This window comes from Nocardia sp. NPDC004151 (assembly GCF_042874235.1).
GTDB lineage: Bacteria > Actinomycetota > Actinomycetes > Mycobacteriales > Mycobacteriaceae > Nocardia.
In genome coordinates this window covers 56252-82194 of sequence record NZ_JBIAMR010000022.1, presented here as the reverse complement: position 1 = coordinate 82194, position 25943 = coordinate 56252, and the positions used below count along the sequence as shown (strand labels likewise).

The 25943-nt window shown below is 69.5% G+C and carries 22 protein-coding genes; 16 read left to right on the top strand and 6 right to left on the bottom strand.

All coding sequences use genetic code 11. From position 1 onward, the window contains the following. The first annotated feature begins 66 nt into the window (after positions 1 to 66). From ACFYTS_RS33835 to ACFYTS_RS33810, 6 genes are all read left to right on the top strand, one after another. Positions 67 to 1017, top strand: coding sequence for an ATP-binding cassette domain-containing protein (locus ACFYTS_RS33835; RefSeq protein ID WP_387309386.1), 951 nt, complete (start codon positions 67 to 69; stop codon positions 1015 to 1017). Continuing rightward, positions 1017 to 1784 carry an ABC transporter permease gene (locus ACFYTS_RS33830; RefSeq protein WP_387309385.1) on the top strand — a complete coding sequence of 256 codons (768 nt, stop codon included), beginning with the start codon at positions 1017 to 1019 and terminating at the stop codon, positions 1782 to 1784. The genes ACFYTS_RS33835 and ACFYTS_RS33830 overlap by 1 nt, the downstream gene beginning before the upstream one ends. A gap of 354 nt (positions 1785 to 2138) precedes the next feature. Further along, a complete protein-coding gene (locus ACFYTS_RS33825) occupies positions 2139 to 2987 on the top strand; it encodes a lysophospholipid acyltransferase family protein (RefSeq protein ID WP_387309384.1) in 849 nt (282 codons plus the stop codon). 263 nt (positions 2988 to 3250) lie between these two features. Further along, entirely contained in the window at positions 3251 to 3820 is a 570-nt protein-coding gene (locus ACFYTS_RS33820) for a hypothetical protein (RefSeq protein ID WP_387309383.1), read from the top strand. Positions 3821 to 3926: 106 nt separating this feature from the next. Beyond that, positions 3927 to 5030, top strand: coding sequence for a PrsW family glutamic-type intramembrane protease (locus ACFYTS_RS33815; RefSeq protein ID WP_387309382.1), 1104 nt, complete (start codon positions 3927 to 3929; stop codon positions 5028 to 5030). A gap of 59 nt (positions 5031 to 5089) precedes the next feature. Then, positions 5090 to 5968: a GNAT family N-acetyltransferase gene (locus ACFYTS_RS33810; protein WP_387309381.1), complete on the top strand. Its 879-nt coding sequence runs from the start codon at positions 5090 to 5092 to the stop codon at positions 5966 to 5968. A 97-nt stretch (positions 5969 to 6065) separates the two neighbouring features. Here ACFYTS_RS33810 and ACFYTS_RS33805 read toward each other — a convergent pair whose 3' ends face one another. After that, positions 6066 to 7076 carry an alpha/beta hydrolase gene (locus tag ACFYTS_RS33805; RefSeq protein WP_387309380.1) on the bottom strand — a complete coding sequence of 337 codons (1011 nt, stop codon included), beginning with the start codon at positions 7074 to 7076 and terminating at the stop codon, positions 6066 to 6068. Positions 7077 to 7273: 197 nt separating this feature from the next. On the opposite strand from ACFYTS_RS33805, the gene ACFYTS_RS33800 reads away from it, so the two are divergent. From ACFYTS_RS33800 to ACFYTS_RS33790, 3 genes are read left to right on the top strand one after another with little or no spacing between them, the layout of a single operon-like run. Then, on the top strand, positions 7274 to 7723 hold the full coding sequence (locus ACFYTS_RS33800) for a helix-turn-helix transcriptional regulator (protein ID WP_357287092.1): 450 nt from the start codon (positions 7274 to 7276) through the stop codon (positions 7721 to 7723). A 5-nt stretch (positions 7724 to 7728) separates the two neighbouring features. After that, positions 7729 to 8142, top strand: coding sequence for a VOC family protein (locus ACFYTS_RS33795; protein WP_357287094.1), 414 nt, complete (start codon positions 7729 to 7731; stop codon positions 8140 to 8142). A gap of 43 nt (positions 8143 to 8185) precedes the next feature. Then, positions 8186 to 10567, top strand: coding sequence for an ATP-binding cassette domain-containing protein (locus tag ACFYTS_RS33790; RefSeq protein ID WP_387309379.1), 2382 nt, complete (start codon positions 8186 to 8188; stop codon positions 10565 to 10567). Here ACFYTS_RS33790 and trpS read toward each other — a convergent pair. Beyond that, positions 10564 to 11616 (bottom strand): tryptophan--tRNA ligase, encoded by a 1053-nt coding sequence (trpS, locus tag ACFYTS_RS33785; protein ID WP_357287100.1) that lies wholly within the window; start codon positions 11614 to 11616, stop codon positions 10564 to 10566. The two genes, ACFYTS_RS33790 and trpS, sit on opposite strands and share 4 nt — an antisense overlap. A 171-nt stretch (positions 11617 to 11787) precedes the next feature. Further along, the gene (locus ACFYTS_RS33780; RefSeq protein ID WP_387309378.1) at positions 11788 to 12699 is read right to left on the bottom strand and encodes an AraC family transcriptional regulator; all 912 of its coding nucleotides are present in this window, start codon (positions 12697 to 12699) and stop codon (positions 11788 to 11790) included. A gap of 82 nt (positions 12700 to 12781) precedes the next feature. On the opposite strand from ACFYTS_RS33780, the gene ACFYTS_RS33775 reads away from it, so the two are divergent. Together ACFYTS_RS33775 and car are read left to right on the top strand one after the other, a co-directional pair. After that, entirely contained in the window at positions 12782 to 13480 is a 699-nt protein-coding gene (locus ACFYTS_RS33775) for an alpha/beta hydrolase (RefSeq protein WP_387309377.1), read from the top strand. A 175-nt stretch (positions 13481 to 13655) separates the two neighbouring features. Further along, on the top strand, positions 13656 to 17186 hold the full coding sequence (car, locus tag ACFYTS_RS33770; protein ID WP_387309376.1) for a carboxylic acid reductase: 3531 nt from the start codon (positions 13656 to 13658) through the stop codon (positions 17184 to 17186). Positions 17187 to 17193: 7 nt separating this feature from the next. Here car and ACFYTS_RS33765 read toward each other — a convergent pair whose 3' ends face one another. Continuing rightward, positions 17194 to 17838 carry a TetR family transcriptional regulator gene (locus ACFYTS_RS33765; protein WP_357287111.1) on the bottom strand — a complete coding sequence of 215 codons (645 nt, stop codon included), beginning with the start codon at positions 17836 to 17838 and terminating at the stop codon, positions 17194 to 17196. 116 nt (positions 17839 to 17954) lie between these two features. Here ACFYTS_RS33765 and ACFYTS_RS33760 point away from each other — a divergent pair, with 116 nt between their 5' ends. Further along, a complete protein-coding gene (locus ACFYTS_RS33760; protein WP_387309375.1) occupies positions 17955 to 19112 on the top strand; it encodes a lipase family protein in 1158 nt (385 codons plus the stop codon). A gap of 70 nt (positions 19113 to 19182) precedes the next feature. Here the strand turns inward: ACFYTS_RS33760 and ACFYTS_RS33755 are convergent, their stop codons facing one another. Together ACFYTS_RS33755 and ACFYTS_RS33750 are read right to left on the bottom strand one after the other, a co-directional pair. Next, a complete protein-coding gene (locus ACFYTS_RS33755; protein WP_387309374.1) occupies positions 19183 to 19965 on the bottom strand; it encodes a VOC family protein in 783 nt (260 codons plus the stop codon). A gap of 98 nt (positions 19966 to 20063) precedes the next feature. Then, entirely contained in the window at positions 20064 to 21851 is a 1788-nt protein-coding gene (locus ACFYTS_RS33750) for an ABC transporter ATP-binding protein (protein ID WP_387309373.1), read from the bottom strand. 84 nt (positions 21852 to 21935) lie between these two features. On the opposite strand from ACFYTS_RS33750, the gene ACFYTS_RS33745 reads away from it, so the two are divergent. The 4 genes from ACFYTS_RS33745 to ACFYTS_RS33730 all read left to right on the top strand — a co-directional run bounded on the left by ACFYTS_RS33745 (position 21936) and on the right by ACFYTS_RS33730 (position 25922). Beyond that, a complete protein-coding gene (locus tag ACFYTS_RS33745) occupies positions 21936 to 22418 on the top strand; it encodes a MarR family winged helix-turn-helix transcriptional regulator (protein WP_387309372.1) in 483 nt (160 codons plus the stop codon). Between the two features lie 65 nt (positions 22419 to 22483). Further along, positions 22484 to 23128: a pentapeptide repeat-containing protein gene (locus ACFYTS_RS33740; RefSeq protein ID WP_387309371.1), complete on the top strand. Its 645-nt coding sequence runs from the start codon at positions 22484 to 22486 to the stop codon at positions 23126 to 23128. 41 nt (positions 23129 to 23169) lie between these two features. Next, positions 23170 to 25422 carry a molybdopterin-dependent oxidoreductase gene (locus ACFYTS_RS33735; protein WP_387309370.1) on the top strand — a complete coding sequence of 751 codons (2253 nt, stop codon included), beginning with the start codon at positions 23170 to 23172 and terminating at the stop codon, positions 25420 to 25422. Continuing rightward, entirely contained in the window at positions 25419 to 25922 is a 504-nt protein-coding gene (locus ACFYTS_RS33730) for a helix-turn-helix domain-containing protein (protein WP_357287130.1), read from the top strand. The genes ACFYTS_RS33735 and ACFYTS_RS33730 overlap by 4 nt, the downstream gene beginning before the upstream one ends. Positions 25923 to 25943 lie beyond the last annotated feature (21 nt).

The following is a 25943-nucleotide window of genomic DNA, read 5'->3' as shown; positions in this document are numbered from 1 at the left end:
ATCGAAGAAACTGTGTAGCCTATAAACAGAGTATATGGCATACACAGTTTACGAATGGAGCTCTCCATGACCACGTCCGGAACGGGGCCCGCCATCGAGGTGAGCGGCCTGGTCAAAGCCTTCGGCGACCAGCCGGTACTGCGCGGCATCGACGTCACCGTGCCCGTCGGGACGGTGTTCTCTCTGCTCGGCCCCAACGGTGCGGGCAAGACCACCATGGTCCGCATCCTCACCACCCTCGAACGCGCCGATGGGGGAGAGCTGCGGATCGGCGGCCACGACCCGGTGCGCGAGGCCGGCGCCGTGCGCGCGGCCATCGGCGTCACCGGGCAGTTCGCGGCGGTCGACGAGATCCTCACCGGCTCGGAGAACCTGCGGCTCATGGGGCGGCTGCTGCACCTCGGATCACGCGAGACCGCCCGGCGCGCAGCGCGATTGCTGGAGCAGTTCGAGCTCGCCGAGGCCGCCGGGAAGCGCGCGGGCTCCTACTCCGGTGGTATGCGCCGCCGCCTCGACATCGCCATGAGCCTGATGGGGCAGCCCCGCATCGTCTTCCTCGACGAGCCCACCACCGGACTGGACCCGCGCAGCCGCCGCGAACTGTGGCGGGTGATCCGCGGCCTGGTGGCCGACGGTGTCACCATCTTCCTCACCACCCAGTACCTGGAGGAGGCCGACCAGTTGGCCGACCGCATCGCGGTGCTCGACGGCGGACGCATCGTGGCCGAGGGGCGCGCCGAGGAGTTGAAGCGCCTGGTGCCCGGCGGGCACCTGCGGCTGGGCTTCGCCGACGAGCGCGGGCTGGCGGCGGCCGCGCGAGCGCTGCCGGTGGCCGCGATCGACGGCGAGGGGCTGGCATTGCGGGTGCCCTCGGACGGCAGTGTCGGCGATATCCGCAAGCTGCTCGATCATTTCGACGATCACGCCGTGGCCATCGACCACTTGTCCATTCACACACCCGATCTCGACGACGTCTTCTTCGCCCTCACCGGCAATACCGTGAAAGGCGCTGCGTAATGCGTACTCTCGTGCACTCCGCCCAGGACTCCGCCACCATGGTCGGCCGCAATCTGCGCCACACCCTGCGCAGTCCGGACACCATGATCATGACCATCGCCGTGCCGGTCAGCATTCTGGTGATGTTCGTGTACGTATTCGGCGGCGCGATGAATGTCGGCGGCTCCTATATCGACTACGTCGTGCCCGGAATCATTCTGCTGTGTGCGGGATTCGGCTCGGGCGCGACCGCGGTGGCGGTGGCCACCGATACCCACACCGGCATCGTGGACCGGTTCCGCGCGATGGCCGTCTCCCGCAACTCGGTGCTGACCGGGCACGTGCTGGAGAGCGTGCTGCGCAATCTGCTCACCAGTTCACTGGTGGTGCTGGTGGCCGTGGCGCTCGGCTTCCGGCCGACCGCGGACCCGCTGCGCTGGCTGGCCGTGGCGGGCGTGCTGGCCTGCTTCGTGGTGGCGCTGTCCTGGATCGCGGCCGCGCTGGGGCTGCTGGCCTCGAATCCCGAGGCGGCCAACGGTTTCATGTTCTTCTTCATGTTCCTGCCCTACGTGAGCAGCGCGTTCGTGCCCACCGGGACCCTGCCGAGCTGGCTGCGCGGTTTCGCGGCGCACCAACCGGTCACCTCCGTCACCGAGACCGTGCGCGGTCTGCTGATGGGTTCGCCGGTGGGGGATTCCGCGCCGACCGCGCTGGCGTGGTGCGCGGGTCTGGCCCTGGCGGGGTACCTCGCGGCGGGCGCGCTGTCCCGTCGTCGGACGACCTGCTGAGATATGTCTACGCCGATATGCGCATCTACGCATGGCATCTCGGGTGAGCCATCTTAAGGCGAGTGCGGTGTGCGGAACCGGGGCAGTGAGATGAATGTTGGGTTTCGCACACTTCCTAACAAGCAAACGCTTGGGTTGATAACGTCGATAGTGCAGGAGGACGGTGACGGGCATCTGTCGCAACGCAGCGACGTCCGTACGCTGAACCGGACCGCGCATGCGCGGCCGTCGGAGCTAATCAATGGGGATCTGACCCGGGGGCAATTCAATTCGGCTCGACGTTGTTTCAAAAAGCGTCGTGCGATGTCGTTGCGTGCTGCCCGTCCCCGGCAAAGCAATCGACAGGAATGGCTGATGACCGAGAACAAGGTAATCCCCGACCCGAACCACCCGCTGCTGCCGCTCGCGCGGGCCTACACCGACTACTTCACTCCCACCGTGGTCGGCGTGGAGAATCTGCCGACTTCCGGGCCGGCGCTGGTGATCGGCAATCACTCGTCCATCTACTGGGCCCCGGAGGTGTGGATCACCTTCATGGCCATGCTGGAGCACCGCCCCGACGAGCCCAGCTACGGCGTCGCCCACGACATCCTGCTGCGCGCACCGGTTCTCGGTGACAGCCTGCGCCAGTTCGGCGTCATCGCGGCCTCGAAGGAATCCGCCGCCAAGGGGCTCAAGGACGGCGGCGCGGTCATGGTTTACCCCGGCGGCGACTGGGAGGCGTGCCGCCCGTGGACCGATCGCGGCAAGATCGACTTCGCCGATCGCAAGGGCTTCATCCGGCTCGCATTGGAAGCGGGGGTTCCGGTGATTCCCGCGGTCGCCAACGGCGGCCACGACTCGATCTTCGTGCTCAGCCGCGGCGAGCGCACCGCCAAGCTGCTGCAGCTCGACAAGCTGGTGCGCGCCAAGGTGTTTCCGTACACCCTGGGCCTGCCCTTCGGTGTCGCCCCGATCCTGCCGCAGCTGCCGCTGCCCGCCTCGGTGACGGTGAGCTTCCTGCCCGCCCTGGACTGGTCCACCGAGCCCGGCGACCCGGACGACACCGCTCTGGTCGACGACTACTACACCCGTACGGTCTCGACCATGCAGACCGAGCTGGACCGGCTGCGCGCCGAGACCCCGAACCCGGTGGTCGCGGGCCTCAAGAAGCACGCGGCGGGCCTGCCCGGACCGCTGAAGGGTCTCGCCGACCTGCTGTGAGCACGCGGATTCGCTATAGGGGGACAGCGGATTTCGCCGGATGAGCCATCGAGGATGCCGCACGCGGACCGGAGCCGCGGACGGCATCCTCGTTCCGTATCCGGCCCCGATTTCCTTCCGGCGCTGCGGACACGTTCCGGCCGCCCGATGTGGTTAACTCGCGGCAAGCGCCCGGACGGCGACTGCCCGGGCCTCGGGCCGGGTGTCCGGAACGCATCCGCCGTCCCCGGACGTTGCCTCAGGGAGCCGAGAGGGTGGAAGACATGGCGCGCCTTGTGCATTCGGTCGGCCCCGCGCTGGCGGCGGTGGGGGCGCTCGCGGTGGCGCTGGTGGTGCCGCCCCTGGTGTCGGATGCCGTCCCGGCCCGCGTGACCGACCTGGCCGAGGGGACCGGCATCACGCTGACCGCCTCCGGTATCGGCGCGGTGCACAGCGGCGACGATCCCGCCAACGCCGTGTTCTTCCGGGTGCCCGAGCCGATGCGGCGGCAGGCGACCGGCGACGAATCGGTCGTGATCCTGAAATCCGAGGACGGCGAGCGGCGGCTGTCGGTGTCGGTGACCGACGGCATCACCGATTTCCCCACGGCCGCACCCCGCATGCTCCTGCCCCTGCGCGCGGCGGGCGTCGCCGCGCGCTTCGACGGGGGAGTCGTCGACGAAGGCGAATTCCACGGCCTCACCTGCGAATTGCCCGACAAACCCGGGGGCGTGTGCGCGGTGGTCGCGAGCGGCGACGTGGGCGTCACCATCCTGGCCACCGGCCCCACCCGCGAAGCGGGCCTCCAGCTGATCGCCGAGGTGCTGCGGTCGAGCAAGGCGGTGGAGGCATGAGCGGCGCCCACCGGCCGGGTCGGCGGCGTTCCTCGCGGCGCGATCTCCGCTCGTGGCGGCTGGGCGGGCCGGTCGGCGAGTTCGCTCGGCGGGAAGGTGGTGCCGCATGAGCTGGTTCCAGCCGCGTTCGGCGTTGTTCTGGGTGTACTGCGTGGCGGTTGTCGTGGGGCCCTTGCTGTTCCTGACGCAGGCGGCGGGGCAGGTGTGGTTCGCGGGGGCGGCGGCGCTGGCGGCGCTGCCGATCACGGCGCTCACGCTGCTGGTGATCGGGCGGATCCTGTTCGCGCTGGACCCTTTCCGGGCGCGGCGGCATCTGATGGCTCCCCTGGTGATGGGCGCGATCTGGGGTGCGACGGTGTGGACCGGGCTGGCCATGTGGGCCAATGATCATCTGAGCCGGGCGGTCACGAATCTGTTCGGGGACCGGTTCGCGATCAGCTGGAGCGCCGCGATCACCGCGCCGATCGACGAGGAGTACATCAAGGCGATCGGTATCGCCGTGGTGGCATTGCTGTTCCGGTCGCGGCTGACCCGGCCCATGCACGGGCTGCTGCTGGGCGCGGCGGTCGGGTTGGGCGCGCAGATCGCGGAGGACTGCCTCTACAGCACGCAGACCGCGTTGTCGTCGCCGCAGACGCCGGTGGCGGACGTGCTGCTGGTGGCGGTGCTGCGGCTGGTCACCGCGCTCACCTCGCACTGGGCCATGTCGGCGCTGGCCGGGGTCGGGATCGTGATGGCGCTGGTCCGTACGGACCGGTCGTGGCTGTGGCGGTTCGGGGTGTTCGCCCTGTTCTACGGGCTGGCGTTCACCATGCACGTGCTGTTCGACGCCCCGCGCCCGCCGGGCCCGCCCTTGGTCTCGACCTATCTGCCGATCCTGATCGATCTGGTCATCTTCGCCCTCGCATACGCCTGGGTGCTGGCGGGGGAGCGGCGCTGGTTCCGCGGGCTCATCGCCCGCCCGGCGGCGCGCGCGATCGGGTCGGAGGCGGCGCTGGCCCCGCTGCTCACCTACCATCGCCGCCGCGAAGCCCGTGCGGCGCTGCGGCATTCGGCCGGCTGGACCCGCAAGCAGGCCCTCGCCTACGAACGTGATCTGGTGGATCGCGTCACCGATCTGGACATCTCCGGGCAATCCCGGTTGTCGGGTGATCTCGGCCCCGGATCGGGCGGGCTCCCGGAGGGTAGGGTGGTCCGTTACCACTGGTAGGTGATTTAACGCGTGCCGGTGACCTGGGCCGAGATAACTGGACGCTAGCGTGGTTCATTATGAGTGAGGGTCAGACGCCGCCCGCCGACCTCGTGCGTCGGCCGGTGGACGAGTTGCTGGAGCGTCGTCAGCAAGCGCTGTGCAACTACCTCGACGCGAGCGCGGACATCGCCGGTACCCGGATTCGCGCGAACTTGAACGGCTGGCAGAAGTGGCTGGGCAGGCTGCCCGGTTCGCCGATCGCGCGGGCCACCGCTCGCCGCGACGCGCTGATGCGGGATCTGGCCGTGCACGGTGTCGGCGCGGACGATCACCGCTGGGGTGTGCTGTCGGGCGGATTCGTGCGCAGTCTCGGCGCGCCGCTGTGCCTGGAGGACACCCTCGCCGAGGTGACCGAGCGCTACGGCGCCGAGCACCCGCACTGGACGCGCCGCCTGGAGGCGCTGGCGCGCGCGACCGGCGAGGCTCGCCCGATGGCCGCGGTGGGCGATCGCGCCGTGGTCGCCGACCTCACCGAGGATCTGCTCGCCATCACCCGCTCCGCCCCCGATGAGGCCGCGCGGCAACGGCTTTCCGATCACCTGCCCGGCGTCCTGCGGCCGGTGCCGTCCGACATCGAGTCGCTGCGCCGCGACGACAGGCTCGCCGAGGTGGTCTTCGACATCTACGCCGACACCATCAAGCTCGACAACATCACGGTGAACCCGGAGCTGCGCGGCACCGGCCTGGGCACCGCGATCCTGCAGCACCTGTGCCGGGCCGCGGATGCCCATCACCTGTGCATCGTCGGCCAGCTGGTCCCGACCTTCCGCGACGACGACTCCGCCGTGCCGGTGCTGGCGAAATGGTGCCGCCACCACGGGTTCTCGGTCAACGAGCGGCTGGGTGGCCGCATCGTCCGCACGCCGATGAGCGTCCCGGGCGCCGCGGCGATGTAGTCCGTACGACCCCCGGGAACGTGGTCCGGAGGGCCCCCGAAACGCCGAACGCCGCACACCGATCGATGGTGTGCGGCGTTCCGCGTGCGAACGTGGGTCAGATGCCCATGCCCGAGGCCAGCATCGGCCACGAGTCGTGCAGGGCCTCTTCCCAGTACGGCCAGTAGTGGGTGCCCACCGGGTCGTAGCGGAAGGTGGCCGGGATCTGCAGCGAGTCGAGCTTGCCCTGCAGGTTGCGGGTGCAGGCGTTGACCGCGCCCTCGATGATCATGCCCAGCGCCAGGTTCACGTCACCCTGCACGCCCGGGGCGGACTTGGTGTAGAACTCGACGTCGCGCATGAGCGGGATGCCGCTGCCGCTGGAGACGTAGAGCTGGGTGCCGCGCAGCTTCTCGGCATTGATGACCGGGTCGTTGGCGGCCCACAGCGGGCTGTCGGCCGGGCCGTACATATTGGCGGTGTTGCCGCCCGCCCAGGTCTCGACGGCCAGCTTCACGAACTGGCGGCCCATCGGGTCGGCGATCTGCGCGCACCCGCTGTAGGCGGCCACCGACTTGAACAGGCCCGGCTTGGCCTCGGCCAGCTGCAGCACCGAGGTGCCGGAGGTGGACAGGCCCGCGAGCGAGTTCAGGCCGGTGGAGCCGAGGGTGGCGTCCAGCAGCGGCGGCAGTTCCTGGGTGAAGAACGTCGTCCACTTGTTGACGCCCAGCTGCGGGTCGGTCTGGATCCAGTCGGCGTAGTAGCTGCCGCGGCCGCCGATCGGCTGGATGACGTTGACCTGCTTGTCGGACAGGAAGCCCAGCGCGTTGGTCTGCGCGGACCAGCTGGCGGTGCCCTCGCCGGCGTCGAGGCCGTTGAGCAGGTACAGGTTGGGGGCGGGCTGGGACTCGTCGACCGGACGCTGCACGTCGACGGTGATGTCCCTGCCCATGGCCGCCGAGTAGACCTTCAGATGCCAGGTGCGGCCCTCCTTGGTCACCGAGGAGACCGAGGAGGCCTTGTCCTCGGCCGATCCGGTGCCGGCGGCCAGGGCCACGGACAGGACGGCGGTGAGGGCGACCGCGGCGGTGCGCAGGGCGGTCCGGTTACGTAGTGCAGAGAGCTTCATCGAAGAGCTGATCCCAGTTCTCGGGCCGTGCTCGGCCGCATGTAGATCGGTGCCGGGGCCCGGATGTCCCGGTCTCCCCGCACGCTATGTCTTGTGTCAAGGCAAAACTGTTACCTGAGAAATCGTCCGGGCGGTAGTCCCCAATCCGCCGGGCACGCCGTCACGGGGGTGTCGGCCCAGCGTGCGACCATCGAGGGGTGACGAGCAAACCCGACGAGGAGCAGCGCCTACGGGACCTGGCGCGCCTGCGGCGGGTGCGGGACCGGATCGATCGCGAGTACGCGCGGCCGTTGGACGTGGAGGCGCTCGCGCGGGACGCGCACATCTCGGCCGGGCACCTGAGCCGGCAGTTCCGGGCGGCCTACGGCGAGTCGGTGTACGCGTATCTGATGACCCGGCGCATCGAGCGGGCCATGGCGCTGCTGCGGCGCGGGGATCTGAGCGTCACCGAAATCTGTTTCGCGGTGGGCTGTTCGTCGCTGGGCACGTTCAGCACCCGATTCACCGAACTGGTCGGTGTGCCGCCGAGCGTGTACAAGCAGCAGATGGCCGACGCGCCCGAAGGCATGCCGTCGTGCGTGGAGAAACAGGTGACTCGACCGATCAGGAATCGAGAAGCCCAGGCAAGCGGCTCGCAACTAGCCTGATCGACATGGACATCACCATTCTCTCGAGCTTCCTCCCGCACAATGACGCGGACGCGGCGCTCGCGTTCTACCGCGACGCGCTCGGCTTCGAGCTGCGCAAGGATGTCGGCTACAACGGCCTGCGCTGGCTCACCGTGGGCCCGCCCGATCAGCCCGGAACCTCCATCGTGCTGCACCCGCCCGCCGTCGATCCGGGCATCACCGAGGACGAGCGCAAGCTCATCGTCGAGATGATGGCCAAGGGCACCTACGGCAGCGTCCTGCTGGCGTCCAAGGACGTCGACGCGGCCTTCGAGCGGTTGCAGGCGAACGACGCGGTCGAGATCGTTCAGGAGCCGACCGACCAGCCCTACGGCGTGCGCGACTTCGCCGTGCGCGACCCCGCAGGCAATATGGTCCGTATCCAGCAGGTGCCCTAACCGCTTTCCCGCCCGACCGGTCCGCCCTCAGATGGAGACACGCATGGCCCCGAGCAAGTCCACGAAGAACGCCCTGCCCGCCGCCGACGCCCACGATCTGATCCGGGTGGTCGGCGCCCGGGTGAACAACCTCAAGGACGTCTCCGTCGACCTGCCCAAGCGGCGGCTGACCGTGTTCACGGGCGTGTCCGGTTCGGGCAAGAGCTCGCTGGTCTTCGACACCATCGCCGCGGAATCGCAGCGGTTGATCAACGAGACCTACAGCGCGTTCGTGCAGGGCTTCATGCCGAGCCTGTCGCGCCCGGACGTGGACGTGCTTGAGGGCCTGACCACCGCGATCAGCGTGGACCAGCAGCGCATGGGCGGCGATCCGCGCTCCACCGTCGGCACCGCCACCGACGCCATGGCCATGCTGCGCATCCTGTTCAGCCGCCTGGGGCAGCCGCATATCGGCTCGCCGCAGGCGTTCTCGTTCAATGTGGCCTCGATCAGCGGCGCAGGCGCGGTGACCGTGGAGAAGGGCGGCAAGCAGGTCAAGGAGCGGCGCACCTTCTCGGTGACCGGCGGCATGTGCCCGCGCTGTGAGGGCCGCGGTTCGGTCAACGACATCGACCTGACCCAGCTCTACGACGACTCGAAGTCGTTGCGGGAGGGGCCGTTCACGATTCCGGGCTACAGCATGGACGGCTGGTTCGGGCGCATCTTCATGGGCAGCGGATTCTTCGATCCGGACAAGCCGATCAAGAAGTACAACAAGCGCGAGATCGCCGATCTGCTGTACAAGGAACCGACCAAAATCAAGGTCGAGGGCATCAACCTGACCTACGAGGGGCTGATCCCCAAGATCCGGAAGTCGATGCTGTCCAAGGACATCGACTCGCTGCAGCCGCACATCCGCGCCTTCGTCGAGCGCGCGGTCACCTTCCAGATCTGCCCCGACTGCCACGGCACCCGGCTCAGCGAGCTGGCCCGCTCCTCGAAGATCGACAAGATCAGCATCGCCGACGCGTGCGCCATGCAGGTCAGCGATCTGGCCGACTGGGTGCGCGGGCTCCGCGACCCGGGCGTCGCGCCGCTGCTCGAGGCGTTGCGGCAGGTGCTGGACTCGCTGGTGGAGATCGGACTGGGCTACCTGAGCCTGGACCGCGCCTCGGGCACGCTGTCGGGCGGAGAGGCCCAGCGCGTCAAGATGATCCGCCATCTCGGGTCCGCGCTCACCGACGTCACCTACGTGTTCGACGAGCCGACCGTGGGCCTGCACCCGCACGACATCCAGCGCATGAACGATCTGCTGCTGCGCCTGCGCGACAAGGGCAATACCGTGCTGGTGGTCGAGCACAAGCCGGAGACCATCGCCATCGCCGACCACGTCGTCGACATCGGCCCGGCCGCGGGTTCGGGCGGCGGCACCATCTGCTTCGAGGGCACCGTCGATGGACTGCGCGCCAGCGGCACCATCACCGGCCGCCACTTCGACGACCGCGCCGCGCTCAAGGACTCGGTGCGCGAGTCCGCGGGGGCGTTGAAGATTCGCGGCGCGACCGCCAACAACCTGCAGAAGGTCGACGTCGACATCCCACTCGGCGTGCTGGTGGTCATCACCGGTGTCGCGGGCTCGGGCAAGAGCTCGCTGGTGCACGGCTCGATCCCGGCCGGTGAGGGCGTGGTGTCGGTCGATCAGGGCGCGATCAAGGGGTCGCGGCGCAGCAACCCGGCCACCTACACCGGGCTGCTCGAACCGATCCGGAAGGCCTTCGCCAAGGCCAATGGCGTGAAACCCGCACTGTTCAGCGCGAATTCGGAGGGCGCGTGCCCGACCTGCAACGGCGCGGGCGTGATCTACAGCGACCTGGCCATCATGGCCGGGGTCGCCACCGTGTGCGAGGAGTGTGAGGGCAAGCGCTTCCAGGCGGCCGTGCTCGAATACAAGCTGGGCGGGCGTGACATCAGCGAGGTGCTGGCCATGCCGGTCGCCGAGGCCCTGGGCTTCTTCGCCGAGGGTGAGGCGAAGATCCCTGCCGCGCACAAGATCCTGGAACACCTCAACGAGGTCGGACTGGGCTACGTGAGCCTGGGCCAGCCGCTGACCACGCTCTCCGGCGGTGAGCGGCAGCGCCTGAAGCTGGCCACCCACATGGGTGAGAAGGGCGGCGTCTACGTCCTCGACGAGCCGACCACCGGTCTGCACCTGGCCGATGTGGAGAACCTGCTCGGATTGCTGGACCGTCTGGTCGATTCCGGGAAGACGGTCATCGTGATCGAGCATCACCAGGCCGTCATGGCACACGCCGACTGGATCATCGACCTGGGTCCGGGCGCGGGCCACGACGGTGGCCGCATCGTCTTCGAGGGCACCCCCGCGGACCTGGTGGCCGCGCGGTCCACCCTGACCGGCGAGCACCTGGCCGCGTACATCGGCTCCTAGTACACCGTCCCCATCGCCGCGCGCACCTCGTCGAGGGTGCGTTCGGCGATCTCGACGGCGCGCCGATTGCCTTCGCGGACAAGGCCGATCGCGAAGTCCGGGTCGGCGGCCAGTTCGGCGCGGTGAGCGCGGTGGGTGGCGAAGAAGTCGTTGACCGCGTCGGTGGCGAGCTTCTTGAGCGCCGAGCCGCCGCCGTCGCCGAGCTTGTCGGCCAGGGTCACCTCGTCACTGCCCAGGCACAGGGCCGCGGTGGTGAGCAGCGCGGACACGCCGGGGCGGGCGCCGGGATCGAAGGTGATGCGGCGGTCGGCGTCGGTGGGGGCGCGACGGATGAGGGCCGCGGTCTCGTCGGCGGTCATGGACAGCGAGATGGCGTTGCCGTAGCTCTTGCTCATCTTGCGCCCGTCCAGGCCGGGGATCTCCGGGGTGGAGGTGAGCAGCGCCCGAGGTTCCGGGAACACCTGGCCGAAGCGTTCGTTGAAGCGCCGCGCGATGACCCGGGTGAGCTCCAGGTGCGGCAGCTGATCCTTGCCCACCGGCACCAGATTGCCCTTGCAGAACAGGATGTCGGCGGCCTGGTGCACCGGGTAAGTGAGCATCAGCCCGCTCAGGGCCCGCCCCGACGCGGCCAATTCGGCCTTCACCGTCGGATTGCGGTGCAACTCGGCCTCGGTGACCAGACTCAGGAACGGCAGCATCAGCTGGTTGAGGGCCGGCACCGCGGAATGGGTGAACACGGTGGCCCGGCTCGTGTCGATCCCGGCGGCCGCGTAGTCAAGCACCGCGTTCACCACGTTCTCGCGGACCTGGCCGAGGGTGTCGCGGTCGGTGATGACCTGGTAGTCGGCCAGGATCACCCACAGGTCCACGCCCTGCCCCTGCAAGCGCACCCGTTCCCGGATCGTGCCGAAGTAGTGGCCCAGATGCAGCCTGCCCGTGGGCCGTTCACCGGTGAGGACGCGGAAGCGCTCGGGGTGGTCGTCCACCTCGGCGGCCAGGTCGTCGCTGCGCTCGCGGGTGGCGGCGAAGGAATCCGAAGGTGTGGTCACCGTACAACTCCTGGAAGTTCATCGAGGGCTGCACGAGCGGAGGTGTTCCGGTCGGAATCACGGGCCGCGTACAGCCCGTGGACATGGTTCAGCGGGCCGCTACTGCGACCGGCGCCATGTCTGCCGGATGTGAATCACCTGTCCACCATAACAAGTGGGGCGCTGCGCGGCTCAGGGGCGGGCCGGGGTGTCGCCCTTGCGGTAGCGCAGCGGCGGGGTGTCGTAGCGGCGGCGGAACGCGCGGCTGAAGGCGGCCTCGGAGTCGTAGCCGACCTGGTGGGCGACCGCCGTGATGGGAATCGTGGTGGTGCGCAACAGGGTTGCGGCGCGCGCCAGGCGGCGGTCGGCCAGATAGGCGGCGGGCGCGCGGCCCAGCCTGCGGGTGAAGCGGTCGGTGAAGGTGGTACGCGACATCGACGCCAGCGCCGCCAGATCCGAGACCGTCCACGGCGCGGCGGGTGCGCGGTGCACGGCGGTGAGGACGGGGGCGAGTGCCGGGTCGAGGGCGGCGGTCAGCCATCCGGGGGCGGCGGTGTCGGTGGACCAGGCGCGCAGCGCGTGGATGAACAGCAGGTCCAGTATGCGCGAGATCATGGCGGCCGCGCCCGGACGCGGATCGGTGACCTCGACCATCAGCAGATTCAGGCTCAATGGCAGCCAGTCGCGGGCGCGACCGGCGGCGTCGATGTGGATCGCGGGGGCGAGCACGGAAAGCAGTGGGGCGGCTTGGGGTTCGTCGACCAGGAACGAGCCGGTGACCCAGCGGGTGTCGGCGGTCAGCGGCGTCACGGTGTGGCCGTCGCCGCGGGCCAGCACCACCATGTCGCCGGAATGTGCTGTGGTGAGGCCGGATTCGCCGTCCACCCGGATCTCGACGGCGCCCTGCTCGACGACGTGGAGCACCCTTCTCCCGGCCGGAACCCGCACCGGAGCATCGGAGTCGGCGGTGTGCCGGGTGACGGTCTCGCCGCGCAGCCGCACCGTCTCCAGAATCTCCGACAAGGCGTCCGGCCCCGCCAGTTCCGCCGGGTCCGGCAACCCTGTATCCGGTGATTCGGCAAAGTTTTGCGGTGTTTCCGTCATGGTCTTTGCTCCATCATCCGAATAGCGTAGATCCCGCAACCCGGGAAGCACACGAGATCAGTACTTCGAGAGGAGATACGCCATGGCGGACAAACCTGCGATCGTTCTGGTACACGGATTCTGGGGTGGTGCGGCGCACTGGGCCAAGGTCATCGTGGAATTGCGGCGGCGCGGCTACGAGTCGCTGCACGCGGTGGAGAATCCGCTCACCGGGCTGGCCGACGATGCCGCCCGGACCCAGAAGATGGTGCGCCAGATCGCCGGGCCGGTCCTGCTGGTGGGTCATTCGTACGGTGGCGCGGTCATCACCGAGGCCGGTGACCTGCCCAATGTCGAGGGCCTGGTCTATGTCGCGGCCTTCGCGCCGGATGCGGGGGAGAGTCCCGGTCGGATCACCGAGCAGCTGCCTCCGGCGGCGGTCGCGGCCATCGCGCCGGATTCGGACGGCTACCTGTGGATCGCGCAGGACAAGTTCCGTGACAGCTTCTGCCAGGACCTGACCGAGGACGAGGCCCTGGTCATGGCCGTCACCCAGAAGGCCCCGGTGGGTTCGGCCTTCGGTGACCCGGTCACCGCGCCGGCCTGGAAGGCCAAGCCGACCTGGTATCAGGTATCCACCGAGGACCGCATGATCAACCCGGACAACGAGCGGCGGATGGCCGAGCGTATGGGTCCGCGCCGCATCGTGGAGCTGCCCGCGAGCCACGCCTCGCTGGCCTCGCAGCCGGGCGCGATCGCGGATCTGATCGATGCCGCGGTGGCGGATCTGGGGTACAGCTAGCCCCCAAACTGACGCGCGGTGCATTCTGTTGTTCGGGGATGCACCGCGGAGTCTTGACTTTCCTGCTCCGCGCCCGCATCGTAGGAATACTTAGCGAAGCTAAGTGATTGGGAGAAATCCCGGCGACCGAACCGGATTCGGGGCGTGCGGTCACTGGAGATCCAGGGAGGCAGTGATGGTCGAGGACGTCGCGCGTGCGGAGCTGACCCAGCGATTGGCGGATCGGCTCGCCCGCGCCGAGGCCGCCCGGCGCTTCGAGGCGCTGCTGGTCGACGATCAGGTCCGCGCGCTGGCGCCCTCGCCCGAGATCGCGGCCGCCGCTCAGGCGCCCGGACTGGCGATGGCCGAGGTCGTGGCGATCCTCATGGACGGGTACGCGGACCGTCCGGCCATCGCCGAGCGGGCCGGCGAGATCGTCACCGGCCCGGATGGCCGGCGCACTCGGCGACTGCTGCCCGAGTACCGCGCCATCACCTACCGCGAATTGTGGTCGCGTGCGGGCGCACTCGCCGCCGCCTGGCAGGCGGACACGCGGAATCCCTTGCGCTCCGGCGATTTCCTGTGCTCGCTCGGCCTGGTCAGCGGCGACCTCACCGCGGTCGAGCTGGCGACCGTCCGGCTCGGCCTGGTGAGCGTGCCGTTGCAGGCGAATGCCCCGGCCGCGCAATGGCATTCGATCATCGCCGAGACCGGCGCGCGGGTGTTGGCGGTGAGCCTGGAACTACTCGCTCCCGCCCTCGACTGCGTCCTCGACGGCACCCCGGTGGAATCGCTGGTGGTCTTCGAATTCGATCCCGGCGACGACGGCCAGGCCGAGACCTATGCCGCCGCGCGCCGCCGCATCGCCGAGTCGGGCGTTGCGCTGACGCTGGAAACCCTTGCCGCCGTGATCGATCGGGGCCGCGACCTGCCGCCGGTCCCGCCGTACGTGCCCGACGACCCCGACGAGCCCGCGCTGCTCATCTACACCTCGGGCAGCACCGGCACCCCCAAGGGCGCGATCTACACCCATCGCCTGGTGACCGGAATGTGGCAGGGCCCGGCCCAGATCCCGGTCCCGGTGCTGAACTTCTGCTACATGCCGCTGAGCCACGTTGCCGGGCGCATGGTGGTGAACGGCACCTTCTCCCGCGGCGGCACCGCCTACTGCACCGCCTCGGGCGATATGTCGACCCTGTTCGAGGATTTCCGGCTGGCCCAGCCCACCGAGGCGTTCTTCGTGCCGCGCGTGTGCGAGATGGTGTTCCAGCGCTACCAGAGCGAATCGCAGCGCCGCCTGGCCGCGGGCGCGTCCGCCGAGGAGGCCGCGGCGGCCGCGAAAACCGCTTTGCGGCAGGACTTCCTGGGTGAGCGCCTGGCCCGCGTCATGGTCGGCAGCGCACCCATCTCCGCGGAGATGAAGGAGTTCATGAACGCGGTGCTCGATCAGCCGCTCATCGACGGCTACGGCTCCACCGAGGCGGGCGGCGGCCTGCTCATCGACAACGAGATCCGCCGGCCTCCGGTGCTCGACTACAAGCTGGTCGACGTGCCCGAACTCGGCTACTTCGCCACCGACAAGCCGTACCCGCGCGGCGAGTTCCTGGTGAAGTCGATCCTGCAGGTTCCCGGCTATTTCAAGCGGCCCGAGCTGACCGCGGAGATGTTCGACGAGGACGGCTTCTACCGCACCGGCGATATCGTCGCCGAGGTCCGCCCCGACCACCTGGTCTACGTCGACCGCCGCAACAATGTGCTCAAGCTGTCGCAGGGCGAGTTCGTGACGGTGGCCAAGCTGGAGGCGGTCTACGCCACCAGCCCGCTCATCGCCCAGATCTTCGTGCACGGCTCCAGCGAACGCTCGCATCTGCTGGCGGTCATCGTGCCCGCCGACGCGGCCCGCGCGCTCGAACCCGCCGAACGGACCGCCGCCATCGCCGAGTCGCTGCGGCAGCTGGCCAGGGACGCCGACCTGGAGTCCTACGAGATCCCGCGCGAGTTCCTGCTCGAATCCGAGCCCTTCACCCAGGACAACGGGCTGCTGTCGGGGATCGGAAAACTGTTGCGGCCCAAGCTGCGAGAACGCTACGGCGACCGGCTCGAGGAGCTCTACCGGGCCCAGGCCCGGCGGCGGGAGGACGAGCTGGCCGCGCTGCGCGTCGCGGCCACCGACCGGCCGGTGCTCGAGACGGTGCGCAAGGCGGCGTGCGCGATCCTCGGCGGCGGTGAGCCCGCGGCGGACGAGCACTTCACCGATCTGGGCGGCGATTCGCTGTCGGCGCTGTCGTATTCGACGCTGCTGCGGGATATCTTCGGCGTCGAGGTGCCGGTCGGCGTCATCGTCAGCCCCGCCAACGACTTCACCGGGCTGGCCGCCTACATCGAGGCCGCGCGCGCCGGTGACATCCGCCCGACCGCTGCGACGGTGCACGGCGGCACCGAGATCCGCGCCGCCGACCTCACCCTCGACAAGTTCCTCGACGCGCCGACCCTCGCGGCCGCCCCCGATCTGCGGCTCGCCCCGCAGCCGCCGCGTACGGTGCTGCTCACCGGCGCCAACGGCTACCTGGGCCGGTTCCTGTGCCTGGAATGGCTGGAGCGCCTGGACGATTCGGACGGCACCCTGATCTGCGTGATCCGCGGCCGCGATGCCGAGTCCGCGCGAGCGCGGCTCGACGAGGTCTTCGACAGCGGTGATCCGGCGCTTCTCGCGCGCTACCGCGAGCTCGCCGCGCGCCGCCTGCGCGTGCTGGCCGGTGACATCGCCGACCCGTATTTCGGCCTGGATCATCAGGTGTGGCAGGACCTGGCCGCCACCGTCGATCTGATCGTGCACCCCGCCGCCCTGGTCAATCATGTGCTGCCCTACGACCAGCTGTTCGCCCCCAATGTGGTGGGCACCGCCGAGGTGATCCGGCTGGCCCTGACCACGATCCGCAAGCCGGTGACCTACCTGTCCACGGTCGCGGTGGCCGCGCAGATCGATCCCGCGGTCTTCACCGAGGACGGCGATATCCGTGAGATCAGCCCCGTGCGTTCCCTCGACGACGGCTACGCCAACGGCTACGGCAACAGCAAGTGGGCCGGTGAGGTCCTGCTGCGCGAGGCCCATGAGCTGTGCGGGCTGCCGGTGGCGGTGTTCCGCTCCGACATGATCCTGGCGCACACCACCTTCGCCGGTCAGCTGAACCTGCCCGACATGTTCACCCGCCTGCTGCTCAGCGTGCTCGCCACCGGCCTGGCCCCGAAGTCGTTCTACGCCTTGGACGCTCGCGGCGAACGGCAGCGCGCCCACTACGACGGCCTGCCCGCCGACTTCACCGCCGCCGCCATCACCGCTCTCGGCGCCCGCGTCACCGAGGGTTTCGACAGCTACGACGTGCTCAACCCGCACGACGACGGCATCTCCCTCGACGACTTCGTCGACTGGCTCATCGACGCCGGCCATCCCATCGACCGCATCGACTCGCACCGCGACTGGTTCACCCGTTTCGAAACCGCCCTGCGCGCGCTCCCGGAGAAGCAACGCTCCTACTCGTTGCTCCCGCTGCTGCACGCCTACCGTCACCCCGCGCCACCAATTCCGGGCGCGGCCCTCCCGGCCAAGCACTTCCAGGCCGCGGTGCAACAGGCGAAACTCGGCCCGAGCGGCGATATCCCGCATCTGGGCCGGTCGCTCATCGACAAGTACGCGGCCGATCTGAGGCTGCGCGGCCTGCTGCGCTGAGCGGCGGCTACCGCTCGGATCCGCGTGCCGCCGCGGGGATCTCGAGCCCGTGCTGGATCGCGGCGACGGCGTCGTCGAGGATCTCGTAGAGGCTGCGCAGCGACGGGTCCGCGCCGGCCACCCAATGGTCGAGCCCGACGCCGAAGGCCGCGAAGCAGGTCGCGGCGGCCAGTTTCGCCCGCAGGTCGTCGGCGCTGAGCCCGGCCCGGCGGGCGAAACTGCGAGCCAGGGCGTCGCGGCGGCCGAAGGCTCCGGTGAAATTCTCCTGGCGCAGCTGCGGATTGGCGATCAGCACCAGCCGCGCCCGCCGCGCCGTGTCGGCTTGGCGGCGGCGCAGGTCGAGTTCGGCGTCGTCGAGCAGGAAGTCGCGCAGCGCCGCGCGCAATGCGACGAATACCGCCTCGTCGGGCGGCCGGCGGTCCAGGGCTGCCAGCAGGTAGGACATGACGTCCTCCTCGTGGCTGAAGACCACGGCCGTCTTTCCGGGGAAGTGGCGGTGGAAGGTGCGCCGCGAGACCTGCGCGGCATCGGCGATCTCCTGCACGGTGGTCGCCTCGAAGCCACGCCGTTCGAACAGCAGCAGCGCGGCATCGATCAGCTCGCGCCGTACCCTGGCCTTCTCGCGTTCCCGCATCCCGGTGGCTGCCGTCATCCCGACCTTTCGTGCCGTGTCACCCCCTGGTGTCTCAAAGTGACACTTCTCAGGATAGTCTCGCGGAAGTGTCTCACTGTGACACCAGAGCGAGACGAGTACGAGAGGACTCCTCGATGACGCGATGTGCCTGGCCCCGCCGCGGTGGCGCCATGATCACCCTGGTCTCGGCGGCCGTGCTGGCCTCCGGGCCGCTCGCCGCCACCGCCGTGGCCGCCCCGCCCGCTCAGGCCGAGAGCGCGTCCCCGGGCGCGGTCGTCGCGGATGCGGCGCTGCCGCAGCAGCTGTGGCTCGACGGCACCGCATCGGCCCGCAAACTCACCTACTGGACCCGCGATTCGGCGGATCAGCCCGCGCTGTCCACCGGCGTCGTGTTCACCCCGGCGGGCACCCCGCCGCCCGGCGGCTGGCCGGTGCTGTCGTGGGAGCACGGCACGGTCGGCATCGGCGACGACTGCGCGCCCTCGGTGACCGGTCGCTCCGAGCGCGACAACGGCTTCCTGGCCACCTGGCTGCGGCAGGGCTACGCCATCGTCGCCACCGACTACATCGGGCTGGGCACCCCCGGCGTGCACGCCTACCTCGATGGCCGCGCCGAGGCGCACGCCGCCATCGACATGGTGCGCGCCGCGCGTGCGGTGGACCGGTCGCTGGCCTCGAAGTGGGTGGCGATCGGTCAGTCGCAGGGCGGCGGGGCCGCGGTGTTCACCGCCTCGCTCGCGACTCGCTATGCGCCCGAACTGGATTACCGCGGCGCGGTCGCCACCGGCCCGGCTTCCAATATCGTCGACGCGGCCACGCTGATCGGCCCGGGCACCGCCCTCGGGTCCCCGCACATCACCGCCTACGCCACCTACGTCCTCAACGGCCTGAAGGCGGCCCGCCCGGACTTCGACCTGGACAGCTACCTCAGCCCGGAGGGCAAGGACCTGGTCGAGGACGCCAAGACGCTGTGCTTCACGCCGCTGGCCGAACGCGCCGACGGGCTGACGCTGGGCCGGCTGCTGTCGCGTCCGCTGGCCCAGGGTGATTTCGTGCCCACCGCGCGCTCGGTCATGGATGTGCCGCTGACCGGCTACGACCGGCCGCTGTTCATCGGCCAGGGCACCAACGACACCGACGTCCCCGCGCCGCTGACCGCCAAGCTGGTCGCCGACATGGCGCTGGCGGGCACCTTCCCGGAGGTGCACGTCTACGCGGGCAAGGACCACAGTGGCGCGATGCTGGCCTCGCTGGCCGACAGCGTGCCCTTCGTGGCCCGGCTCTTCGCCTGACGCGAACCGCTCCGAACAGGCGAAAGGCCGAGTGGCGCACTGCCACTCGGCCCTTGCGCTCGGCTCGGCGTCAGCCGCTGGTGACGGTGGTATCGATGAGGCCGAACACCTCACCCTGCGGCCCGGACACGATGCCCATGCGTCCGAAGGGGCTGTCCGAGGGACCCATGAGGACGGTCGCGCCGAGTGAGTTCGCCTTGTCCAGCGCGGCGTCGGCGCCCGCGACCTGGAACCAGGTCAGCCAGTAGTTGGGTGCGCCGCTGGGCTGTCCGCTGCTGTCGGCCATGCCGCCCATCGGCCGTCCGTCCGGACCGGCGAAGGTGGAGTACGGCATCTGCTCGTTGCCGATCTCGTCGAAGGACCAGCCGAAGACGGATGTGTAGAAGTCCTGTGACGGCTTGTAGCCGGTGGTCTGCAGGTCGTTCCAGCAGTACGCGCCGGGCTCGTTGTAGATCTGGGCGCCGGTGTGCGCCTTGGCTTCCCAGACGCCGAACACCGCGTTCGCGGTGTCGGCGGCGATGAACATGCGCCCGACGTCCATGACGTCGAAGGGCGGCATGAAGACCGCGCCGCCGGCCTCGGTCACCGCGCCCGCGATCTTGTCGGCGCTGTCGGCGGCGAAGTAGGTGGTCCACACCGAGGGCATGGGGTCGGGGCCCATCTTGGGTCCGATGCCGGCGGCGGGTTTGCCGTTGAGCATGGCCATCAGATAGCCGCCGGCCTCGGGCGGGCTGTCGAGGACTTCCCAGCCGAGCAGCTGGGAGTAGAAGTCCCGCGCGGCGGCGGGATCGTCGACCGAGCAGTCGACCCAACACGGAGTTCCTTGCGGCCAAACCTTGTCTGTCGTGGGCATCCGGATCCTCCCGATAACGGTCGGTGGCGGCCGGCCGCTGCGGTCGGCCGGACCCAGAATACCGATTGGTCCGCCGTGATCGGTGCGATCCATCCAGGTCAGACGTCCAACGCCCCGACCACGTCGTCGAAGGTGTCACGGGCCAGCAGCTCCGCGTAGAACCCATTGCGCTCGACCAGTTCCCGATGCGTCCCGCGCTCCACCACGCGGCCGCGGTCGAGCACCACGATCTGATCGGCGTCGCGGATGGTCGACAATCGGTGCGCGATCGTGATGGTGGTCCGATTCGCCGACAGCGTGTCGATGGCGGCCTGCACCTCCCGCTCGGTGCGGGTGTCCAATGCGCTGGTCGCCTCGTCGAGCACCATGATCGGGGGATTGCGCAGGATCGCCCGCGCCACCGCCAGCCGCTGCTTCTCGCCGCCGGAGAACCGGTAGCCGCGCTCGCCGACCAGGGTGTCGTAGCCGTCGGGCAGGCTCATGATGTGGTCGTGGATCTGCGCCGCGCGCGCCGCGGCGTGCAGTTCGGCCTCGGTGGCATCGGGTTTGGCGAAGCGCAGGTTGTCGGCGACCGAGGAGTGGAACAGGTAGGTCTCCTGCGACACCACGCCCACCACCGCGGACAGGTCGGCGAACGACAGGTCCCGCACGTCGATCCCGTCGACGGTGACCCGTCCGGCCGTCACGTCGTAGAGCCGCGCCACCAGGTAGCCGAGAGTCGTCTTGCCCGAACCGGTTTCGCCGACGATGGCCAGGCTGGTCCCGGCGGGCACATCGATGTCGACGTCGCTGAGCACGTCCCGGTCCGCGTCGTAGGCGAAGCCGACCCGGTCGAACCGCACCGCACCGGTCACCCGCTCGGGCAACGGGGTGGGTCGCACGGGCTCCTCGATATCGGGTCGCAGATTCAGGTATTCGAAGATCCGCCCGAACAACGCCAGGGAGCTCTGGATGTCCACGCCGGTCGACAGCAGCATCACCGATGGCCGCAGCAAGCCGCTCTGCAGCGTGGTGAACGCGACCAGGGTGCCGATCGACACCAGCGGATGCCCCGAGGCCACGGTCATGCCCGCCGCCCAGTAGACCACCGCGGGCATGGCCGCCATCACGATGGAGATGGTGGACTGCCGCCACCGCCCGGCCATGCTGGCGCGGATCTCGAGATCCACCAGCCCGCGCGATTCCCGGGTGAAGTCCTCGACCAGCGCGGGGGAGCGGCCCATGGTGCGCGCCAACAGGATTCCGCTCACCGACAGCGATTCCTCCACGATCGCCGACATGCCCGCCAGCTTGCGCTGCTTCTCCCCGGTGATGCGCCGGCGCTCGGAGCCGACCCGGCGGCTGATCCACACGAACAGCGGCAGCATGGCCAGTGAGACCAGGGTGAGCCGCCAGTCGAGCGCGAACATGGCGATGACCGCCGCGACGACGGAGGTGAAGTTGGAGACCAGGGAGGTGAGCGTCGAGGTGACGGTGGACTGCATGCCGCCGATGTCGTTGGCGATGCGCGACTGCACCTCGCCGGTGCGGGTGGCGGTGAAGAACGACAGCGGCATGGATTGCAGCCGCGCGTAGACCGCCGAGCGCAGATCGTGCATGACGTCCTGGCCGACGCCGGTGGAGATGTAGGTCTGCAGCACGCCGAACACACTGTTCAGCGCGGCCACGGCGATCATGCCCGCGGCCAGCAGGGTGAGCAGGCCGGTGCGGCCGCCGGGCAGGGCGTCGTCGATGATGCCGCGCAGCAGGAACGGGGAGGCCAGACCGGCCAGCGAGGCCAGGCCGACCAGGGCCGCGACCAGGGCCAGGCGTCCCCGGTAGGGGTGGAAGAGCCGGACGATCCGGCGAAGTTCTGTTTCCGAAGTCTGATTCGCTTTCGAAGTCACAGCGCCTCCTTTCGCAGGGAGTCACACGCTGTAACTGAGTCTGACTCATTATTGTTCCGAGGACAATGAGTTATGCTCTGAATCATGTCGAGCACGCCCGCGGACCAGCCGCGCGCCGCCGGGGAACCCCGCGAGGACGACCTCGCCGAACTGTTCCTGCGCGCGACCAAACGCCTGCACCGCACCCAGTCCGCGCGGCTGTCCCCGCTCGGCCTGACCCCCGCCCAGGCCCGCGCGCTGCGCATCATCGGCCGCGCGGCCGAGCACGCGGACGAACCACTGCGCATGTCCGCGCTCGCCGAGCACCTGGGCATCGTGCCGCGCTCGGCCACCACCGTGGTCGACGCGCTGGTCGCCGCGGGTCTGGTTGCCCGCGAAGCGGATCCGGCCAATCGCCGCGCCACCCTGGTGACCTTGACCGCGGCCGGTCGCGACGCGCTCGACCGCATGTTCGCGGCCCGGCGCGACGCCGCCGAGGAGATGTTCGCCGCCCTCACGCCGGAGCAGCGCTATACCCTGCGCGATCTGCTCGCCGCACTGACCTCCGGCGAATCCGCGCCGCGCTGACGGGCATACAGTCGGGCGTGTTCGCCGATCCGAGCTCGTCATCGTCATTAGCAAGGAGCCCGATAATGCCGCGTGAGCTGGCCGACCTGCCCTTCGCCCGTTTCCTGGAGCCGCAGGACGCGCTGCGCGACGAAGGCGCGTACGACTGCGCGCATTTCGACGGCCTGTCCCTGGACGACCCGCAGCTGCGCGGGGTCACCTTCACCGAGTGCGCCATCTCGGCCACCACCGTGAACGGCGGCTTCTTCCGGTATTCGCGCTTCAACGACGTCTGGCTCAACAGCACCCGCTGGATCCGCACCGATCTGTCCGAAACCAATTGGATGGACGCGGAATTCGTGATGGCCGCGCTGTCGGGGGTGGAGGCGTTCGGTTCGGTGCTGCGCCGGGTGAGCTTCCACAACTGCAAGTTCGATTCGGTGAATCTGCGCGGCGCGACGCTCACCGACGTCTCGTTCGTGGACTGCGTGCTGCGCGATGTGGACATCAGCGAGGCCAAGGCGACCTCGGTGAGCTTCCCGGGCTCGGAGATCTCCGGGTTGTCGCTGCGCAACGCGAAGCTGAAGCAGGTGGATCTGCGCCAGGCCCGGTCGATCGGCGTCTCCAGCGGTGTCGAGTCGCTGTCGGGCGCGCTGGTCACCAATACTCAGCTGCTCGAGCTGGCCCCGGTGTTCGCGCATGCGTTCGGGATCGTGGTCAAGGATCTCTGAGTTAGTAGCGCTAGTGAACTGACTCGAGTTACGCTGCTCACATGACGGAGTGGCGGCCCACGGCCTGCATCCTGTGCGAGTGCAACTGCGGCATCCAGGTGCTGCTCGGCCCGGACGGCCGGTCCTTCGAGAAGATCCGCGGAGACAAGCTGCATCCCGCCTCGGAGGGCTACACCTGCAACAAGGCTCTGCAGCTGGACCGCTACCAGAACGGCCGCACCGGCCGCCTGACCTCGCCGCTGCGCCGACGCGCAGACGGCAGCTTCGAGGAAATCGATTGGGACACCGCGATTTCCGAGATCTCGGCTCGGCTGCTCGAGATCGGCCACCACTTCGGCGGGGAGTCGATCTTCTACTACGGCGGCGGCGGTCAGGGCAATCACCTGGGCGGCGCGTACGCCCCGGCGACCATGGCCGCCTTCGGCATGAAGTACCGCTCCAGCGCGCTGGCGCAGGAGAAGACCGGCGACTTCTGGGTGGGCGCGCGCATGACGGGCTACCCGATGCGCGCCGATGTCGAGCACGCCGAGGTGGCGTTCTTCATCGGCAAGAATCCCTATCAGTCGCACGGCTTCCCGCGAGCGCGCACCGTGCTCAAGGAGATCGCCAAGGATCCCGCCCGGTCCATGATCGTGCTGGATCCGGTCCGCACCGAGACCGCGGAACTGGCCGACTTCCACCTGCAGCTCAAGCCCGGCACCGATGTGTACCTGCTCACGGCCATGGCCGCGATCCTGGTGCGCGACAACCTCCTCGACGGCGAGTGGCTGGCCGCCCACACCACCGGACTCGACGCCGTCCTCGAGGTGCTGCGGGCGGTGCCGATCGAGAAGTACTGCGCTATCGCCGATGTCGACCCGGAGCTGGTGACCGCGGCGACGCACCGGCTGGCGGCGGCCGAATCGGTGGCGGCGCTCGAGGACCTCGGCGTGCAGATGAACCGGTACTCGACCGTGGTCAGTTATGTCGAGAAGCTGGTGTGGCTGCTCACCGGCAATGTCGGAAAGCCCGGCACCCAATACGCCTTCACCGGACTGAGCAATCTCGGCCACGACCGCGGCCATCCGGCCGGCGAGGGCCCCCAGAGCCCGGTGGCGGGCGCGCAGATCGTGAGCGGGCTGGTGCCGTGCAATGTGATCAGCGAGGAGATCCTCACCGACCACCCCGCGCGCTACCGGGCCATGTTCATCGAGAGCGCCAATCCCGCGCACTCTCTGGCCGATTCGGCCCGCATGCGCGAGGCGCTGCGGGCGCTGGAACTGGTGGTCGTCATCGACGTCGCCATGACCGAGACCGCCCGCGAGGCCGACTACGTGCTGCCCGCGCCCACCCAGTTCGAGAAGTTCGAGGCCACCTTCTTCAACTTCGACTTCCCGCGCAATATCTTCCACCTGCGCCACCCGGTGCTGACCGCCCCGGAGGGCGTGCTGCCCGAACCCGAGATCCACGCCCGCCTGGTCGAGGCCGCGGGCGTGCTGGGCGAGGCCGATTACGCGCCGCTACGGGCCGCGCTGGCCCAGGGCCGGGAGGCGTTCGCCATGGCCTTCCTGGGCATTCTGGGCGATCCGGCCCGCTCGAAACTGGCTCCCGTGCTGCTGTACCGGACGCTGGGGGAGACCCTGCCCGATGGCGCGGCGTCGGCGGCGCTGCTGTGGGCGGCCGCCTACAACATGGTCCGCAAGTTCCCGGCCAGCGTCGAGCGTGCCGGGTACGGCACCGGATTGGCCGCCGGGGAGCGGCTGTTCGAGGCGATCCTGACGGGCAAGCACGGCATCGTGATCTCCGAGGACGACTACGAGGAGACCTGGAACCGGGTGCGCGACAAGGTGATCCGGCTGGAGGTGCCCGAGCTGCTGGAGGTGGTCGCCACCCTGCCCGAGCCCGCCGCCGACGACCCCGCCGCCTGGCCGTTCGTCCTCTCCGCCGGGGAGCGGCGGGCCTTCACCGCCAACACCATCTTCCGCGACCCGGCCTGGCGCAAGCGCGATGCGGCCGGAACCCTGCGCATCAGCACCGGCGACGCCGAACGGCTCGGGCTCACCGCCGGGGACCTGGTGCAGGTCACCACCCGCCGCGGCACCGCGCGCGTGCCCGTCGAACCCACCGACCGGATGCGCTCGGGCCACCTGTCGCTGCCCAACGGTTTCGGGCTCTCGGTCGCCGACGCCGACGGCACCCCGGTCACCACCGGGACCGCGCCCAACGAGCTCACCTCGGTCGAGGATCGCGACGAATGGGTCGGCACCCCCTGGCACAAGTACGTTCCCGCCCGCCTGGATACCGTGACCACATGAAACGTACGAGTTTCGCGAACTGGCCGTGCACCGTCGCCCGCACCGTCGACCTGCTGGGCGACTGGTGGACGCCGCTGATCCTGCGCGAAGCTTTCTACGGCGCCAAGCGTTTCGACGATTTCGAGTCCACCCTCGGGCTCAGCCGCAATGTCCTCACCCAGCGGCTGACCCGCCTGGTGGAGGCGGGCCTGCTCGACAAGGTCCCCTACCAGGACCGTCCGGTGCGCCACGAGTACCGGCTCACCACCCAGGGCCGCGACTTCTTTCCGGTGATCGCGGCCATGATGGCCTGGGGCGACCGCTATCTGGCCCCCGAATCCGGGGAGCCGGTGCTGCTCCACCACACCGCCTGCGACCACGACACCCACGCCGAGGTGGTGTGCGCGCACTGCCGCGAACCGCTGCGTCACGAGGACATCTCCGCACGGCTGGGCCCGGGCTTCCCGGCGCGGCTGCGCGACACGGCCCTGGCGACGGGCCGGTTCACCGACGAGCCCTGAACCGGGGGTGTTCTAAGCTGC